Source organism: Coleofasciculus sp. LEGE 07092, assembly GCF_015207375.1.
In the GTDB taxonomy this organism is placed as follows: domain Bacteria; phylum Cyanobacteriota; class Cyanobacteriia; order Cyanobacteriales; family Coleofasciculaceae; genus LEGE-07092.
In genome coordinates this window covers 1-16,846 of sequence record NZ_JADEWY010000073.1, presented here as the reverse complement: position 1 = coordinate 16,846, position 16,846 = coordinate 1, and the positions used below count along the sequence as shown (strand labels likewise).

The 16,846-nt window shown below is 45.2% G+C and carries 9 protein-coding genes; 6 read left to right on the top strand and 3 right to left on the bottom strand.

The window, feature by feature from the left end:
• Positions 1-103: 103 nt before the first annotated feature.
• The 3 genes from IQ257_RS17640 to IQ257_RS17630 all read left to right on the top strand — a co-directional run bounded on the left by IQ257_RS17640 (position 104) and on the right by IQ257_RS17630 (position 10,342).
• Positions 104-4,876, top strand: coding sequence for a PD40 domain-containing protein (locus IQ257_RS17640; RefSeq protein ID WP_193875272.1), 4,773 nt, complete (start codon positions 104-106; stop codon positions 4,874-4,876).
• Positions 4,877-5,043: 167 nt separating this feature from the next.
• Entirely contained in the window at positions 5,044-8,136 is a 3,093-nt protein-coding gene (locus tag IQ257_RS17635) for a PAS domain S-box protein (RefSeq protein WP_193875271.1), read from the top strand.
• A 58-nt stretch (positions 8,137-8,194) separates the two neighbouring features.
• Positions 8,195-10,342, top strand: a complete 2,148-nt coding sequence (locus IQ257_RS17630) for a PAS domain S-box protein (protein ID WP_193875269.1) — start codon at positions 8,195-8,197, stop codon at positions 10,340-10,342.
• A 9-nt stretch (positions 10,343-10,351) separates the two neighbouring features.
• Here the strand turns inward: IQ257_RS17630 and IQ257_RS17625 are convergent, their stop codons facing one another.
• The 3 genes from IQ257_RS17625 to IQ257_RS17620 form a co-directional block, all read right to left on the bottom strand.
• The gene (locus tag IQ257_RS17625) at positions 10,352-10,657 is read right to left on the bottom strand and encodes a hypothetical protein (protein ID WP_193875267.1); all 306 of its coding nucleotides are present in this window, start codon (positions 10,655-10,657) and stop codon (positions 10,352-10,354) included.
• 28 nt (positions 10,658-10,685) lie between these two features.
• On the bottom strand, positions 10,686-10,811 hold the full coding sequence (locus tag IQ257_RS30825) for a hypothetical protein (protein ID WP_265584498.1): 126 nt from the start codon (positions 10,809-10,811) through the stop codon (positions 10,686-10,688).
• 75 nt (positions 10,812-10,886) lie between these two features.
• On the bottom strand, positions 10,887-11,951 hold the full coding sequence (locus IQ257_RS17620) for a sensor histidine kinase (RefSeq protein ID WP_228060795.1): 1,065 nt from the start codon (positions 11,949-11,951) through the stop codon (positions 10,887-10,889).
• Positions 11,952-12,289: 338 nt separating this feature from the next.
• Between IQ257_RS17620 and dxs the strand changes: the two genes are divergently transcribed.
• The 3 genes from dxs to mtnA all read left to right on the top strand — a co-directional run bounded on the left by dxs (position 12,290) and on the right by mtnA (position 16,779).
• Positions 12,290-14,197: a 1-deoxy-D-xylulose-5-phosphate synthase gene (gene dxs, locus IQ257_RS17615; protein WP_193875263.1), complete on the top strand. Its 1,908-nt coding sequence runs from the start codon at positions 12,290-12,292 to the stop codon at positions 14,195-14,197.
• A gap of 248 nt (positions 14,198-14,445) precedes the next feature.
• Positions 14,446-15,657 (top strand): NAD(P)/FAD-dependent oxidoreductase, encoded by a 1,212-nt coding sequence (locus IQ257_RS17610; RefSeq protein ID WP_193882635.1) that lies wholly within the window; start codon positions 14,446-14,448, stop codon positions 15,655-15,657.
• A 66-nt stretch (positions 15,658-15,723) separates the two neighbouring features.
• Entirely contained in the window at positions 15,724-16,779 is a 1,056-nt protein-coding gene (mtnA, locus tag IQ257_RS17605) for an S-methyl-5-thioribose-1-phosphate isomerase (protein ID WP_193882632.1), read from the top strand.
• Positions 16,780-16,846: the final 67 nt, after the last annotated feature.

Genomic DNA, 16,846 nt, shown 5'->3' with positions numbered 1-16,846 from the left:
CCCTAACCCCCCTTATCAAGGGGGGAATAAGAAAAGTATCTGTAGTTATCCGCGTGCTTTGCTGTGCATCTGCGGTTTATCAAATCATCCTCAATTCTTTTTTATGACAGAACCCAATGAAATAGACGATATAGCTGCTGATAACGAAGAGTCCTTACAAACCCTCATCCGAGCAATTACTCTCTCTCAAGGCGAGTTTTCCCTTATTTTAGCCCGCTGCAACTATTCCCACTTACGGGAACAAATTGTGCAGCAACTACGAGAACAATGCCCCATCAAAATCCACGAAGTAGTTCTAGATTCGTCGGTCAAGACCCTTTATAGCACTATTGAAAAAGCCCTCCAAGATAAGCAACAGGGTAGGGGCGATGCCTCTGTGTCCGCCCTGATGATATTTGGCTTAGAATCGGTAGATGCCATTGACCCAGTAATTGTTGCAACCAATCACGTTCGGGAAGAGTTTCGCAAAAACTTTCCCTTCCTAATCGTGTTTTGGGTCAATGATGAGGTATTACAAAAATTCACTCGATTAGCCCCAGATTTTGATAGTTGGACAACTACGATTGAATTTGCGATCGCAACTGATGAACTTATCAATCTTCTCAACCAAAATGCTCATGATGCCTTCCAGCAAATTTTAGGCGCAGGTGCTGGAAGGTTTCTCGATAATGCAGTCCTTAATATAGCAGTTGATTCATGGTATCCCTCTGAACTTAATTCAGCTTTGGAGGATTTGCAAAACCGTATACAAGAACTAGAGCCAGAGCTAGAAGCTAACCTTGAATTCCTGCTCGGAAGAAATGCTCAGGCGAACGAACAGATGGAAGAAGCTCGACAACACTATGAGAAAAGTTTGGTGTTTTGGCAGCAAAGCCAGAATACAGAGCGGTATGGTTGTTTACTATTTTATCTAGGTTTGTGGTGGCGTCGATATGCAGTATTACATCGCTTTGAATACGTTCAAGCTTGTGCTAAAGCTAGGGATTATTTTAAGCAATGTGTTGAAGTTTTTAAACAGAGTAATCGTCCGGTTTTAGCAGCCAGGTTCATCAATGCTTTGGGAGAAGTTCTGACAAGGTTGGAGGATTGGGATGAGTTAGAAATTGTTGCTAAAGATTCGGTTAAATTGTATCAAACCTATCCGGATTCACACCAACGTCTGTATTCGGGTTATGCTTACGGACTTTTGGCTGAGGTTGCTTTGAAAAAAGCAGCTTGGAGTGAAGCTAAAAAATATGCAGCGTTAGCGCTACAAAAGAATACTGAACCAGAACTCGTTGCACTAGGTTCACAGTATGCAGATACAAATTGGGGCTGGGCATGGAAACAATATCAGAGTTTATATTTATTCTTATTGGCTAAAGCACAGCGGCATTTAAATCAACTTGAAGAAACGGTCAAAAACTTAGAAACAGCAAGAGAAAAAAATAACCCCCAGTACGATCCACAGCTTTATATTGATATTCTGTCAGAACTGCGATCGCTCTACTTTCAGCAAGGTGAATATCTTAAAGCTTTTGAAGTCAAACAAGAACAAAAATCCATTGAAGCTCAATATGGGTTTCGCCCTTTTACGGGTGCAGGAAGCTTGCGACCGATAAAACGAATTATTAATCCTGCTTTCGATTCAATTGACCCTCAAGAAAGGGCACGAGAGCGAATCACAGCTTCAGGACGACGGAGTGATCTTAATGGTTTAATTGAAAAACTGAGCCGGAATGACTACAAATTGATAGTTATTCATGGAATGTCAGGAGTAGGTAAGAGTTCGCTATTGTGGGCGGGATTGGTGCCTGAATTACAACAAAATCCCATTGGCGATCGCACAGCTTTACCCATTACTTTGCGATATTACACTAATTGGGTTGCGGACTTGGGAAAAAAGCTAGCTGAAGCGTTACCGGAAATTGAGGAGACAGTGCTTGCCCCAACGCTTGCTGCAATAAAGATGATTATTGAACAGTTAAAATTTTATGCTGATCGCCATCTGCTCACTGTTCTAATTTTTGACCAGTTTGAAGAGTTTTTCTTTGTTTGCACAGATTTGCGGGAAAGGCGGCAATTTTATGAGTTTCTTAGGGATTGTCTCAATATTCCCTATGTGAAGGTTATTCTGTCTTTACGGGAAGATTATTTGCATTATCTATTGGAGTGCGATCGCTTCGCTAACTTGGATGTTATCAATAATAATATTTTAGATAAAAATATTCGTTGCTATTTAGGAGACTTTTCACCAGAACGTGCTAAGTCAGTTATTCGAGAATTAACGGATAGGTCACAGTTTTACCTCGAACCTGCGCTAATTGATGAATTAGTGCAGGATTTAGCTGGAGAGTTGGGGGAAATTCGCCCGATTGAGTTGCAAGTAGTAGGAGCGCAACTGCAAACAGAGAATATTACAACGCTTGAACAATACCATCAGCTTGGCGCGAATCCAAAAGAAAAACTGGTTCAGCGCTCCCTAGAAGAGGTTATCAGAGATGGTGGGATTGAAAATGAACGGGCTGCCCGACTCGTGTTGTATTTGCTCACGAATGAAAATGGCACTCGTCCGCTTAAAACTCGCGCTGAGTTGGAAGCGGATTTAAAGGTATTGGGGTTTGAGTCGGAAACAAAGCAGTTAGATTTAGTATTGGAGATTTTAATAGGTTCGGGTTTAGTGTTTCTGGTGCCAGATTCTCCGGCTAATCGGTATCAGTTGGTTCATGATTATCTGGTTGCCTTTATTCGTCAGCAGCAAGCGCCAGGATTGTTGGCAGAATTGGCAGAAGCGAAGGAGAAGCAGAAGTTAACGGAAGCACAATTGAGGCAAGCGCTGAGAGAGAAAGAAGAGGCGTTGCGGAAGGAACAGGAGGAACGTAAGCGAGCAGAAATTGCTGAAATTGAAGCGTTGAGTTCGTTATCTCAAGTGCTGTGGCTGTCTCATAAGCAACTTGAGGCATTATTAGCTATCATTAAAGCAGGCAAAAAATTACAAAACATGGCAGGGCAGGCTTCATCTGAGCTTAAGATGTACACCAGAAGCCAACTCTATCAAACCCTTGATCAAGTACGAGAGCGAAATCGCTTGGAGGGGCATAGCGATAAAGTTTATAGTGTTAGATTCAGTCCCGATGGTCAAATTATTGCCTCAGCGAGCTCTGACCATACAGTAAAACTCTGGCGTATAGATGGCACACTCTTGCAAACATTTAAGTTGCATAGCAGTGGAGTCAATAGCATCAACTTCAGTCCAGACGGTCAGACCCTTACCTCAACTAGCTCTGACCATACAGTAAAACTTTGGCGTATAGATGGCACACTCTTGCAAACCTTTGAGTGGCATAGTAATGGAGTCAATAGCGTCAACTTCAGTCCAGACGGTCAGACTATTGCCTCGGTGAGCATTGAGGGCAAGGTGAACCTATGGAGTACAGATGGCACGCTCTTGCAAACCTTTGAAGGAAACAGGAATTATGGCATTCACTTCAGTCCAGATGGTCAGATAATTGCCTTAGTTGGCGGGGATACGGTGAACCTATGGCGCACAGATGGCACACTGTTGCAAAGTATGGGGGGACATAGCCGTTGGCGCAACAGCATTAGTTTCAGTCCCGATGGACAGATACTTGCTTTAGCTGGTCGTGAGGGTACGGTGAAACTCTGGCGCACAGATGGTACGCTCTTACAGACCTTGGGGGGGCATAGTAGTGGAGTCAATAGCATCAGCTTCAGTCCTGATGGACAGACGATTGCCTCGGCTGGTCGTGAGGGTACGGTAAAACTCTGGCATCTAGATGGTACAGTTGTGCAAATCTTTCAAGACCATAGCAGTGGAGTCAATAGCATCAGCTTCAGTCCTGATGGACAGACGATTGCCTCTGCTAGCGCTGATAACACAGTGAAGTTGTGGGCTTTGGATAGCAAATTAGTACAAACCTTCCACTTCTTCAACAAGCCTATTACTCGAATCTATAGTATTAGCTTCAGCCCAGATGGGCAGATGATTGCCTCCGCTGGTGCTGACACTTTAGTAAAACTGTGGGGTACAGATGGTAGACTACTGCAAATCTTCCGGGGGCATAGTGAGCGCATCTATACTATCAGCTTCAGCCCCGATGGACAGATGATTGCCTCCGCTAGTGCTGACACTTTAGTAAAACTGTGGAGACTTGATGGCACGCTACTGCAAACTTTCCAGGGGCATGAAGGGGCGGCTAGCAGTGTCAGCTTCATTCCTAATGGGCAGACAATTGCCTCCGCTAGTGGTAACGGCACAATAAGACTGTGGGGACTTGATGGCACGCTGCTGCAAACCTTTCGAGGTCATAAGAATTGGGTTAGTAGTGTCAGCTTCAGTCCCGATGGGCAGATGTTTGCCTCCGCTAGCGGTGATGGTACAGTCAAATTGTGGAGATTGGATGGCAGGCTAGTGCAAACTTTTCAGGAGCATCTAGGTGGGGTCACAAGTATCAGTTTCAGTCCAGATGGTCAGACAATTGTCTCCGTTAGTGCCGATAGCACCATAAAACTGTGGGGTCTAGATGGTACGCTCCTACAAACCTTTCAGGGACATAGCGATAGGGTCTATAGTGTTAGTTTCAGCCCAGATGGACAGACTATAGCTTCTGCTAGTGCTGACACTACAGTGAAACTGTGGAGCCTAGATGGTACTCTCCTGCAATCATTCCAAGCACATCAAGTCAGAAGTATCAGCTTTAGCCCTGATGGAAAGACAATTGCTTGGGCTGGTGATAACAATACGGTGCAACTCCGGAGTTTGTTATCGCTAGATAATTTACTAGTACAAGGTTGCAATTGGCTGCGAGACTACTTGAAGACGAACCCGAATGTGAGTGAGAGCGATCGCACTCTCTGCGACGACATTTGCACTTAGCCCCAGTGCATCTGACATTCCACGAAATAGTGAGTTGATACCACTCCCCACTCCCTAAAATCCCTAGTGTGACAGTAGAGCAAAAGAATGTGAAGTGCATCACTTCAGTTACAGCCGATAGCATAGAAGCAAAAGGTATACCGTATTGAGCTTACGGTTCAACACTCATGTCCTCGGCGACTCTCACTCAGTGTATTAACCGCATTTCTGCCATTGCGATAAGTCTTCAGCAAACTCACTCAGACGCGATCGCTCTAGAGTTGCATCACTGTCTCGACATCTTAACTGAGATACAACACCAGCAGCACGCGGAAGCCCAAATCCGTCACGAACTCGAACCAGCCTTACACAAGAGTCAACTTTGTAGCCGATTAGCCCACTTTATCACCATGGGCAGACTTTACGGGCTATCCCTTGAGAAGATTGTCGATCGCAGCCTTAAACAAATTCACAACGCTTTTCCAAGCCAGCGTATTGCCTACAGTACCATCGATTCCCAAGGTCAACTGACAGTCATCCAGTCTATTGAGTCAGAAGCTATGCCCTCATTAACCGGCTTGAGGGCTGACTTAAGGATTGCTCCTGATTATTTGGCAGCTCTACGTCGGGGAGAGCCATTAATTATAGAAGATATAACCGCATCACCCCTACTGCAACCCTTGACTGAGGCAATGTCAGCCGGGGGAACCCAAGCAATTTTAGACGTACCTCTGAAGCCTTTCCGGAATCTCGTGGGTTTGCTGTGCCTCGACTCACCCCAACCCTACGGCTGGAGCGAACATGAAATCGGCGCGATGATCGAAATTGCCGATTATTTATCCTATGTGTTTCAGGAAGTTCATGCCGAGCAAGAATGTTACGACTCAGAAACCTCACTACATCAAGCCCATGGTGAATTAAAGCAGCATGCAGCTCAACTCGAAAGAGCCAACGAAGAATTACAAGTTACCCTAGAAGAACTGCGCCAGAGCAATGAAGAACTTATCGCCGCTCGCCAAGAAACAGAACAGCAACAGCAACGCTACCAAGACTTATTCAACTTAGCGCCCGATGGTTATTTGGTAACAGATGCTTGGGGAGTCATTCAAGACGCCAATCAAGCGGCAAAGCTTCTATTTGCTGCTCCTGACAATCACCAAATTTTAGGGAAACCCCTGCATCTTTTCATTCCCAAGCCAGAGCATAAAGGGTTCCGAAACAAACTCAGCCAGCTCAGGCGGCTTCATCAACTGACTCCCTTTGAAATGGATTGGCGCTCTTACCCAGGAATGACATTTACTGCCGCAATTACAGTCAGGGCAATTCAGGATGAGCAGGGTGAACCCGCTCAATTTTTATGGTTAATTCGAGATATCAGCGATAAGAAACGAGCAGAACTGGCTTTACAGCAACTGAATCAGGAGTTAGAAGAGCGTGTTCTAGAGCGAACAGCCAAATTAAGTGAGGCGAATGCTCGATTGCAGGCTGAAATTCAAGAGCGGGAAAAGCTAGAACAGGAAAACTCCTTCAAAGCGTATATCCTCTCACAAATCAGAGATATGGTGGTAGCGATCGACTCAGAACACCGAGTCACCTACTGGAATCAGGCTGCAGAAAAAATGTACGGAATTTCGGCAACAGCAGCTATCAGTCAAACCCTCACCGATTTATACCAATACTCTTGGTTGCAGCCAACCGATGAAGAGGCAGCATACCAAGCCTTGAAACAAACCGGTCAGTGGCGGGGCGAAACTATTCATACCACTTGCAATGGCACCCAAGTGTCTGTGGAACATTTGGTGAGTGTGCTTACGGATGATAAAGGCGAGTCCGTCGGACTTTTAGCAATTATTCGTGATATTAGCGATCGCAAAAAAACCGAGCAACAGATTCGCTTTCAGGCGCGTCTATTGGATGCTGTAGAACAGGCGGTAATCGCCACAGATTTACAGGGTAACATCACTTACTGGAATCACTTTGCCGGAGTCCTCTATGGTTGGACAACGGACGAAGTTCTAGGGCGCTCAATTCTAGAAGTTACCCCCGCCTCAACGACACAAACCCAAGCCGCAGAAATTTTTGCTTGCTTACAAGTCGGTCAAAGTTGGTCGGGAGAGTTCCTCGTGCAGCGACGAGATGGTACAACCTTTCCGATTATGATCGCGGATTCACCGATTTATGATGACCAAGGAATTCTGAGCGGCATTGTCGGAATTTCTATAGATATTACAGAGCGCCAGCAAGCTGAAACTGCCCTACGCAACAGTGAGCAACAGTTTCGGTTACTCGCCGAAAATATTCGAGATATCTTCTGGATTTACTCGGCTGATTTGCAACTGCTATATATCAGCCCAGCCTATGAAGAAATTTGGGGGGAGTCCTGCAAGTCCCTGTACGCCCACCCCGACACTTGGATAGACCGAATTCACGAAGACGATAGAGATAAAATAATTAGTCTTCTGCCTCAGCTCAATCAACAAAACCTAACCTATGAATACCGGATTATTAGAGAAGATGGTTCGCAACGTTGGATTAGGATGCGTACCTTTTTAGTGAGCGATGAGCGAGGAGATGTCTATCGAATTGTGGGGATTGGTGAAGATATTAGCGATCGCAAAAAAGCCGAAGAAGAACTGCAAACATCCCTCCGCGAAAAAGAGGTACTACTGCGGGAAATTCACCACCGAGTTAAAAACAATTTACAGGTGATTCACTCCCTGTTGCGATTACAATCATCCTACACCAACGAGCCAAAAATCCTCCAAATGTTTCAAGAGAGCCAAAATCGCATCCGCTCCATGGGTTTGATTCATGAACTGTTATACCGCTCCCAAGATTTGGCGCGAATTGATTTTGGCTCCTACTTGCACACCTTAGTCAACCAACTCGCCCGCACCTACACCCTCAGCACTAATACTCTTTCCTGGGAGATTGACATCAACCCCGCACACATCGAACTGTGTATTGATACTGCTCTCCCCTGTGGCTTATTGATTAATGAGCTAGTATCCAATGCATTGAAATATGCCTTTCCCCAAGGGCAACCCGGTGAAATCCGCATTAGTTTACAAGCTTGTAACAATGAAGACTTTACCTTAATAATCAGCGATAATGGAGTAGGCATACCTACCACTATAGACTTCCGTAACACCAAATCTTTAGGTCTGCAACTCGTTTGCGGTACTACCCAGCAAATTGGCGGCACCCTTGAATTAGACAGAACTCAAGGCACGACGTTTACCCTAAAATTCAAAGAAGTTAAATACAAGCCTAGAAGATGATAAGGGAATCGGTGGGGAATCCCTTAACTTAACGGTTCAACATTCATGACGATGAACCATGAATAAGATAAAAATTTTAGTTGTAGAAGATGAGTGGGTTACAGCCCTAGATATTAAACGTAGTTTAGAAAAACTCGACTACGCTGTGCCTGCCACCGTTGCGACTGGAGAAGAGGCGATTCAAAAAGCCATTGAATTGCAGCCCGATTTAATTCTCATGGATATTATTCTTCAGGGAGAAATCGACGGCATCGAAGCGGCAGAGCAACTTCATCAATACTCTAACATTCCTGTGGTTTTTTTAACGGCTTATTCTGATTCAGAAACCCTGCAACGTGCCAACATCACTCAACCCTTTGGCTACCTCCTGAAACCCTTTGAAGATCAACAATTAAAAACCACGATTCAAATTGCCTTGTCAAGGCACAAAGCGATCGTTGAATTGCGTTCCCAATTAGCTGCTATTGTGGAATCCTCTGAGGATGCTATTATTGGCAATACATTGGATGCCATTATTGCAAGCTGGAACGCAGGTGCACAAAAGATATACGGCTATCGGGCTGAAGAAGTCATTGGTCGCTCGCTCTCCATTCTGTTGCCTCCCAACTGTGTTAATGAGATGCCGACTATTTTAGAAAAAATCCGCCGGGGAGAAAAAGTCGAGCATTACGAAACAGTACGGAGGCGAAAAGATGGTCAACTGCTTGATGTTTCCCTAATGATTTCTCCGATTAAAGATGCAACTGGTCAGGTGATAGGCGCTTCAAAAATTTCCCGTGATATTACAAACCGCAAGCGGAACGAGCGAGTCATCCGCGAACAACAGTCTCTATTGAGTAACCTTATCGAAGGAACCACTGACCTCATTGCTGCCCTGGATTTAGACTTTCGATATATTACCTTTAACAGTGCCTACAAAGCCGAATTTTTTAATATTTTCGGTCGAGAGGTTGAAATTGGCACAAACCTAATTGAAGCCCTTGCCCATCTCCCAGAAGAACAAGCAAAGGCACTGGCGATTTGGAGGCGTGCTTTGGCTGGGGATCAGTTTACGGTGATTCGCGAACTGGGCGATATCAATCGCCAGCGCCGTTACTACGAAATTACCTATAGCAGCATTCGAGATGAAAAGGGGCAGCAAATCGGTGCATCTCACATTGCCAGGGATATTAGCGAGCGCAAACAGGCAGAGTTAGAAATTATTCGCAGTCGAGATCTAAAAGACGCTATTTTTAACGAGTCAGCGGATGCTATTTTTCTAGTCGATGCCGAAACCTTACTCACGTTTGATTGCAACCATCGCGCTGTTGAACTGTTTGAAGCTACTACTAAAGATGAGTTGATTAGCATTGTTGGGAATATCCTGCAAAAACGGCAATTTACTCCCCAAGAGTTAGGGGCGATTCTTGAAGAAATCAACAACAAGGGAGTTTGGAGTCAAGAAATCGAATACGTCACCAAAAAAGGCAAGCCCTTCTGGGGAAATTTGGCAGTCAAGCAAATTCGCATTGCTACCAAAGCTATTAATTTAGTGCGAGTTACCGACATCACCGAGCAAAAGCAAGCACAGGATAAAATCCAAGCCTCACTCAAAGAAAAAGAGGTGTTGCTCAAAGAAATTCATCATCGCGTCAAAAACAATTTGCAAATCGTTAAAAGTCTCCTGCAAATGCAGTGCAGGCGAACTAAACAGCAAGAAGTTATTCTCGTTTTGCAAGATAGCCAGAATCGGATTGCCTCGATTGCCCTCGTTCACGAAAAGCTCTACCGTTCTGACGATTTAGCCAATATTGATTTTACGCAATACATTCCCGATTTAACCACCCATCTCTTTGATACCTATAACATCAGCTCCAATGCCGTTACACTAAACATTAATGTTGATAATATTTTCCTGGAAATTGATACGGCTATCCCCTGCGGATTGATTATTAATGAACTCGTTTCCAACTCGCTCAAATATGCCTTTCCCAATAACCGCAAGGGGGAAATTCAGGTAAAATTCTATACCAACAGCGATCATACGATGACTCTAATTGTCCGAGACAACGGCATCGGCATACCCACAGAATTTGACATTGAGACAACTTCATCTTTAGGACTGATGCTAGTGCAAGGGTTGGTAGAGCAGTTAGATGGAACCCTGGAAATTAGCCGGAGTCAAGGGACTGAATTTCAGATTACCCTGCCAGAAACCAGCACCTGAATTTTGATATCAAGAAAACGAGCTTGCCATTACTACCCAAAACCCTCCATTAAGCAAAGCTGTCAAAACGGCTCCAAAAACCACTCCTTTTACTAAGTTCCATTTTCGTCGCCGATTCAGTATCACAATTGCTGGGACAATATAGATAAGTTGAGAGATGCCAATGCCTAAAGCGGAAAAAAACAGCAATCTACCTATACCGTAGAGACCTAACGCACTGGCTGTATAAGCGATAAAACTTCCTAGCAAAAAGGCTAAACTATGCAAAACAATTACTAATAGAATACCTAAGAAGAATTTTCGGACTCCATTCATAGATTTTGCCTAAGATTTGGCTAAAAATTTAGCTATTGTAGAACTTGGGGATAGGGTTGCCAGTTAGGAGCAGGGAAATAGCGATCGCTGGAATAAGATAAGCGACAATCAACACGCAGTATTGGGCAACCTGAGTCCAAGTGATGCCTTTCATTTGTTCTGGGTAAGGGTTTCCGGCTTCTTTCGGTTTTGCAACAGGATGAGATTGATTCCCCTACCCCCCAATTCCCTACTCCCATGGCAATTTAACCGTAACGATACTGCCAACTCCGACAGTATTAGTAAGACTAATCTCTCCCTGATGTCGCTCCACACAGACATTCACAACCGCTAGCCCTAAACCATTACCAGGGACTTTACCAACATTTTTGGCTCGATAAAAGGGTTCAAAAACTCGAGCTTGCTCAGTTTCTGGAATGCCGATACCTTGGTCTTGAATGCAAAAAATGGCTACCGACTCGTCAGGATTGCAAGTCAGATTAAACTGTACCATGTCCTGATCAGAGGAATAGTTGAGGGCATTCGTCAGGAGATGGGAGAGGATGTAGCCTGCGAGTTCCTTATCTATTGAAGCCCTTGTGCAGTCTCCTTGACAGGTGAAGGCAATTCGATTGAAATGTTTTGGCTGTGAAAAGAGTTTAGTAATTAAATCCCGACAAAATTGTTCTAAGTCAATGGGAGCAGGTATAAATTCCAGCCTACCCGATTCAGCTTGACCAATGGTTCGCAAATCGTCCATCAGGGCAGTCATTCGCCCCACCGAAGCCATAATTTGCTGGAGGTATCGCTGTTTTTGAGCGTGGGTTGCCCTATCCTGGAAGCGATTAAGCAATTGCGCGGCGGTGAGGATAGCGCTGAGGGGATTGCTGAATTCGTGAAAGAGGGTGGAGATAAATTGAGAACGAAAACAAATGAATTCTCGTTTGCGAGTCAACACCTGGGTTATTGGTTCAGTCTGGTTGCGATCGCGGCTATCCCAAAAGATAATAACAGCTCCCGTAATTTCTCCCGAGGGCTGCTTCAGGGGCGACACACTACCCCAAATCGGAATTTGCCTACCGTCCCTCCCGATTAAAACACTCTCACCTCTCAAGGAAACAACCTCTCCGGTTTGAAACACTTGCACGACTAGATTGACTGCTGGCGTCCCTTGAACGTCATCAACCCTCTGAAAAATCGAGCTGACAGCTTGCCCCATTGCCTCGGATTGCTGCCAACCGGTAAGTACCTCTGCGATCGGGTTTATAAAGGTAACGGCTGCCTGTCGATCCGTTACAATCACTGCATCGTGCATCAAACACTTATTCTTTAAGTTAAACGTCCACCAATATCAAACCTCAAGGGTAGCATGGGGAGCGGGGGAGCTGAGTAACACCTCAAAAATCTCCTTGTCCCCTTGTCCCCTTGTCCCCTTGTCCCCTTGTCTCCCAACTCCCAACTCCCTTTCTTTGCGAAAAGTAAGGAACAGTAACAGGTTTAGGGTTAACGAGAAAATCTGCCCAGTCATGCCGCAATTGCCAGAATAACTAGCGATTTTTGAAGTGGACTGGCTCTGATTAGCCAAACTATTGGATACTGAAGACTGTGAAAAATATAGATAAAATCCAGTAGCAATCTTGAAGAGTGCCAGGTATGCATTTAAGTGAAATCAGTCATCCAAACCAGCTACACAGCTTGTCAATTCGTCAACTTGAAGAAATTGCCCGTCAAATTCGGGAGAAGCATCTGCAAACCGTTGCCACCAGTGGCGGGCATCTCGGTCCCGGACTGGGAGTTGTCGAATTGACCCTGGGATTGTATCAAACCCTGGATCTAGATCGGGATAAAGTGACCTGGGATGTCGGGCATCAAGCGTACCCCCACAAGCTCATTACAGGGCGTTATGACCATTTCCATACCTTGCGGCAAAAGGATGGTGTTGCGGGTTATCTGAAGCGCTGTGAAAGTAAGTTCGATCACTTCGGTGCCGGACACGCCTCCACTAGTATTTCGGCAGCTTTGGGGATGGCGCTGGCGCGGGACATGAAGGGGGAAAACTTTAAAGTGGCTGCCGTCATTGGCGATGGCGCACTCACCGGTGGTATGGCATTAGAAGCCATTAACCATGCCGGACATTTGCCCCATACCAAGCTGCTAGTGGTGCTCAACGACAATGAAATGTCAATTTCTCCCAACGTTGGCGCAATTTCCCGTTCTCTCAACAAAGTGCGCCTGAGTGCGCCCATGCAGTTTTTGGCTGACAATTTAGAAGAACAGTTCAAGCATTTCCCGTTCTTCGGTGACTCCTTAACCCCAGAATTACAGCGTGTCAAAGAAGGGATGAAGCGTCTAGCTGTACCTAAGGTGGGTGCAGTCTTTGAGGAATTGGGCTTTACTTATATGGGACCGGTCGATGGTCACAACCTCCAAGACTTGATTTCTACCTTCAAAGCAGCCCATACTTACGATGGACCTGTACTCGTGCATGTAGTCACGACTAAAGGCAAGGGTTATGCGATCGCCGAAGAAGACAAAGTTGGCTACCATGCCCAAAGTCCCTTCGATCTCACCACCGGTAAAGCCATCCCCGTCAGCAAACCTAAACCCCCCGGATATTCCAAAGTTTTTGCCCACACCCTGGTCAAACTTGCCGAGAACAATCCTAAAATCATCGGCATCACCGCAGCGATGGCAACTGGCACGGGGTTAAACAAACTTCAAGAAAAACTGCCCAAACAATACATTGACGTGGGTATTGCCGAACAACACGCCGTTACCTTAGCCGCAGGTTTAGCTTGCGAAGGAATGCGACCGATTGCGGCTATTTACTCTACCTTCCTGCAACGGGCATACGACCAAATCATTCACGACGTTTGCATCCAAAACCTACCCGTCTTCTTCTGCCTGGATAGGGCGGGAATTGTCGGTGTTGATGGTCCTACCCACCAAGGAATGTATGACATTGCCTACCTGCGCTGCATTCCCAACATGGTGGTGATGGCACCCAAAGACGAAGCCGAACTGCAACGGATGGTGGTTACAGGTGTGAACTACACCGATGGACCGATTGCCATGCGCTATCCACGGGGTAACGGCTACGGCGTTCCTCTGATGGAAGAAGGTTGGGAACCTTTACCCATTGGTAAGGGAGAAATTTTGCGCAACGGTGATGACCTATTGCTGGTGGGTTATGGTTCGATGGTGTACCCTACCATGCAAGTCGCAGAAATTCTCAGCGAACATGGAATTGAAGCCACAGTGGTCAATGCCCGTTTTGTCAAGCCCCTAGATACTGAATTAATCTTGCCCTTGGCACAGCAGATTGGTAAAGTTGTCACCTTAGAAGAAGGCTGCTTAATGGGTGGTTTTGGTTCTGCGGTAGCCGAAGCTTTATTGGATAATAATGTTTTAGTGCCAATCAAACGTTTCGGTATACCGGATCAGTTAGTAGATCACGCTAAACCCGATGAATCTAAGGCAGATTTAGGTTTAACCACTTCTCAAATTGCAGAACAGGTGCGGGAAGCATTGTTCAGCAAGCAGGCATCGGTTGTTAGTTAGAATTGTGTAGGGAAAAATGAAGAAAAGGACAGGGTTTTATAGTCTTCCTTTGTCCTTTTTTCTTTGATTTTTTCCTTACCAATCTAGTGAGATACACTGAGTTTTATTCTCCACTGCCTACTCCCAACTCCCCCCTCCCAACTCCCCACTCCCCACTCCCAAATCCCTATTGACATCAATCTTAGTTGCACGTCTCAAATTAAAACGCTATATTCGCAATAAATAATTGATTAATAAAAACCAATGATATGCAGAGTTTTGATGTAGTTGTTGTAGGAGCAGGTCCAGCAGGTGGTCAATGTGCTAGATTACTGGCAAAGTCCGATTATAAGGTTTTACTTGTTGAGCAACACGAAGATTTTTATAAAAACGATTTCTCCAGTGCTGCAACTCCCCTAGAAACTCTAGAGAGATTTGACTTGCCTCAAGATGTAGTCGGCAGTTTTTGGCAGAATCTTGTCATTGTCACAACTACTATTAGTAAAACCTGGGAATCCTCGAAGACATTAGGAGCGGTTCTTAATTTTGCCAAATTTAGAGAGTTTTTAGCAAAAGAGGTTCAATCCTATGGGAGTGACGTTTGGATGGGGTGTCGGTATATTCGACACGAGTCAGATAATGGCAATACTAGAGTTGAACTCAAAAAACGGGGCGGTGATGCGATCGCAGTGAGAACAAAAGTACTGGTTGATGCCACCGGACCTGCTAGAGCTGTCATGTATGCCAAAGAAAGCGATAAGCCTGCTTTTTTAAAACCTGCTGGTATTGAATATTTAATTGAAGTCCCAGAAGAGACGTACAATAAATACGCCAAGGCTCTAATCTTTTTCTTAGGACACAAATGGATGCCTAAAGGTTACTCCTGGATATTTCCCATGGAAAAGAATCGGCTAAAAGTGGGTGCGGCGTCCTATCGGTTGGAACATGAAATAATTACTTATACTAAACCGATTAAATACTATATAGACCTTTTAATCAAAGAGTACATACAACCCGAAAATTACAAAATAATCGATATCCACGGCTCAACCCTCCAATACTCCAGCGGATTGAAGGATGTTTATTACCAAGACAACATCATCGCTATTGGAGATGCGGTATCTACAGTAAATTTTTTAGGCGGCGAAGGCATTCGGCACGCCATGGACGGTGCAGAAATTGCGAACAAACAGATTCAACTATATTTAAAAAATAAGTCATCAAGTTTTAAAGCCTATCAAAGGGAAATGCAACGAAAGTTTGCCAATCAATGGAATTTATCCGAGAAAATTGGCATGAAGCGATACTTGGTAGATAGCGATGAAAAAATTGACTGGGGAGTTGCTTACTTGAGTCCTCTGAAAATCCAGGATATGATGGATATATTGTTTTACTATAAATTTGAAAAACTCTCAAAAGGGCTGGGTGGGTACTTACTGCGAAAACTGCGGTATTGGTGGAGTGCTATTGCAGAAACCTAAATCCCTCACAGTTAAAGTAAAATTATAAACCTCAAAAATATTGATATCCCTTAAACTTAACTAACTATGTCTGCAAACCCGGTATACCCTGTAATTTGGCACGATGATAGCGTTTTAATGATTGACCAAACCCGGTTACCCCAAGAGTATACCGTGGTGGAAATCAAGTGCTGTGAAGATATGGCGCGGGCGATTAAAACCATGATTGTTCGAGGCGCACCTGCCATTGGAGTGGCAGCAGCCTATGGGATGTACTTAGGGGCGCGGGAGGTTGAAACAGACGATCGCGAGGTTTTTTTAAATCACCTAGAAGACGTTGCCCAGCAATTGCGACAAACTCGCCCGACAGCCGTAAATTTGTTTTGGGCGATCGCTCGAATGCTCAAAATAGCTCATGAAAGCATTGGTTCAGTGATACAGCTTAAAGCAGCGTTACTAGAAACCGCACAGGCGATTCAGATCGAAGACTTACAGACATGTCAGGCAATAGGCGATCGCGGTTTGGCAGCGATGCCAACCCATCCAGAGAAACTCTGTATCCTGACATACTGCAATACGGGCGCATTAGCAACTGCTGGATACGGCACGGCATTGGGTGTAGTGCGTTCTGCCCATCGGCAGGGGCGTTTAGCCAGAGTCTACGCCTGCGAAACCCGTCCCCGCTTGCAAGGTGCAAAATTAACCTCCTGGGAATGCGTCCAAGCAGGCATACCCGTCACCTTAATTACCGATAACATGGCAGCTCACTGCATGAAACAGGGGCTGATTGATGCTGTTGTTGTCGGTGCCGACCGAATTGCCGCCAATGGAGACACAGCAAATAAAATTGGCACCTACAGTCTAGCTCTGGTTGCTAAAGCTCACAATATCCCCTTCTTCGTCGCTGCCCCCCTATCTACGATTGATTTTGACTTACCGACGGGTGAGAAAATCCCGATTGAAGAACGCCATCCCTCAGAAATTTATCAAATTGGCGAGACACTGATCTGTCCCCCCCAAGTAGAGTTTTATAACCCTGGTTTTGATGTCACTCCTGCTGAATTAATATCAGGAATCGTTACCGAAAAAGGTGTGGTGTGTGCAAGTGAGTTGCAACAGTTGCAACTTCAGGTTTCGGCGTAGCATCGTTGAGAAAGGGAGTTGGGAGTTGGGAGTTGGGAGTTGAGAGTTGGGACAAGGAGGACAAGGA

Bases quoted from the DNA above. Each gene is read 5' to 3' on its own strand.
- mtnA (WP_193882632.1), top strand. From the start codon at position 15,724: ATGTCTGCAAACCCGGTATACCCTGTAATTTGGCACGATGATAGCGTT.
- IQ257_RS30825 (WP_265584498.1), bottom strand. From the start codon at position 10,811: ATGAAAGGCATCACTTGGACTCAGGTTGCCCAATACTGCGTGTTGATT.
- dxs (WP_193875263.1), top strand. From the start codon at position 12,290: ATGCATTTAAGTGAAATCAGTCATCCAAACCAGCTACACAGCTTGTCA.
- IQ257_RS17640 (WP_193875272.1), top strand. From the start codon at position 104: ATGACAGAACCCAATGAAATAGACGATATAGCTGCTGATAACGAAGAG.
- IQ257_RS17610 (WP_193882635.1), top strand. From the start codon at position 14,446: ATGCAGAGTTTTGATGTAGTTGTTGTAGGAGCAGGTCCAGCAGGTGGT.
- IQ257_RS17630 (WP_193875269.1), top strand. From the start codon at position 8,195: ATGAATAAGATAAAAATTTTAGTTGTAGAAGATGAGTGGGTTACAGCC.
- IQ257_RS17625 (WP_193875267.1), bottom strand. From the start codon at position 10,657: ATGAATGGAGTCCGAAAATTCTTCTTAGGTATTCTATTAGTAATTGTT.
- IQ257_RS17635 (WP_193875271.1), top strand. From the start codon at position 5,044: ATGTCCTCGGCGACTCTCACTCAGTGTATTAACCGCATTTCTGCCATT.
- IQ257_RS17620 (WP_228060795.1), bottom strand. From the start codon at position 11,951: ATGCACGATGCAGTGATTGTAACGGATCGACAGGCAGCCGTTACCTTT.